This window comes from Ideonella sp. B508-1 (assembly GCF_000333615.1).
In the GTDB taxonomy this organism is placed as follows: domain Bacteria; phylum Pseudomonadota; class Gammaproteobacteria; order Burkholderiales; family Burkholderiaceae_C; genus Ideonella.
Genome location: NZ_BADL01000354.1, coordinates 1 through 884, shown reverse-complemented (window position 1 = coordinate 884; position 884 = coordinate 1). Strand labels below are relative to the sequence as shown.

General features: G+C 68.4%; 3 pseudogenes. All 3 read left to right on the top strand.

What is annotated here, in order from left to right:
• Positions 1-115, top strand: a pseudogene (locus tag I73_RS32650) (DNA-directed RNA polymerase subunit alpha); the annotation flags it as partial.
• A gap of 112 nt (positions 116-227) precedes the next feature.
• Positions 228-504: pseudogene (rplQ, locus tag I73_RS28170) on the top strand (50S ribosomal protein L17); the annotation flags it as partial.
• Positions 476-884: pseudogene (locus tag I73_RS28165) on the top strand (UDP-N-acetylmuramoyl-L-alanine--D-glutamate ligase); the annotation flags it as partial. The pseudogenes rplQ and I73_RS28165, both read left to right, overlap by 29 nt.

The following is an 884-nucleotide window of genomic DNA, read 5'->3' as shown; positions in this document are numbered from 1 at the left end:
CCCGAACCTGGGTCGCAAGTCGCTCAAGAAAATCAAGGAAGTGCTGGCATCGCGCGGCCTGACCCTGGGCGCCCGTCTGAAAAACTGGCCGCCCCAAGGTCTGGACAAGCGCTGATCTGTTGTTTGGGAGCCGGCGAACGCCGGCCCCGTTTAGCCGCCCTCAAGGGCACTGTGCACACCCCGGTACNTGATCCGGCCGGGGTTCCATAAAGAGAAAGGAAAGCACCATGCGTCACCGTAACGGTCTCCGCAAGCTCAACCGCACCAGCGAACACCGCGCCGCCATGCTGCGCAACATGTCCGTGTCGCTGCTGCAGCACGAAGCCATCAAGACCACCCTGCCCAAGGCCAAGGAACTGCGTCGCGTCGTCGAGCCGCTGATCACCCTGGCCAAGGTCGACACCGTCGCCAACCGCCGCCTGGCCTTCGCCCGCCTGCGTGACCGCGACATCGTCACCAAGCTGTTCAACGCCGCTTCGGCCTGAACCCGCCGCAGCACCCGGGCGACTTCGGTCTGGTGGTGGAGGGCGGCATGGCCTGGCTGGTGCGCGCCATGCCGGCCGATGAGACCGTCAAGCGTCGCAAGGACGAGCCCGAGGAGATCATCCTGCAGCGCCTGATGCCGGCCGATGCGCTGCGCATCCGGGGCCGCCACAACGCGGCCAACGCGTTGGCCGCCCTGGCGCTGGCCACCGCCATCGGCTGCCCGCTGGCACCGATGCTGCACGGCCTGCGCGAGTACCGCGGCGAGCCGCACCGGGTCGAATCGGTGGGCGTGGTCGGCGGCATCGAGGCCTTCGACGACAGCAAGGGCACCAATGTGGGCGCCACCGTGGCCGCGCTGGACGGCCTGGGCGCCGACCGCCACGGCAAGCTGGTGGTCA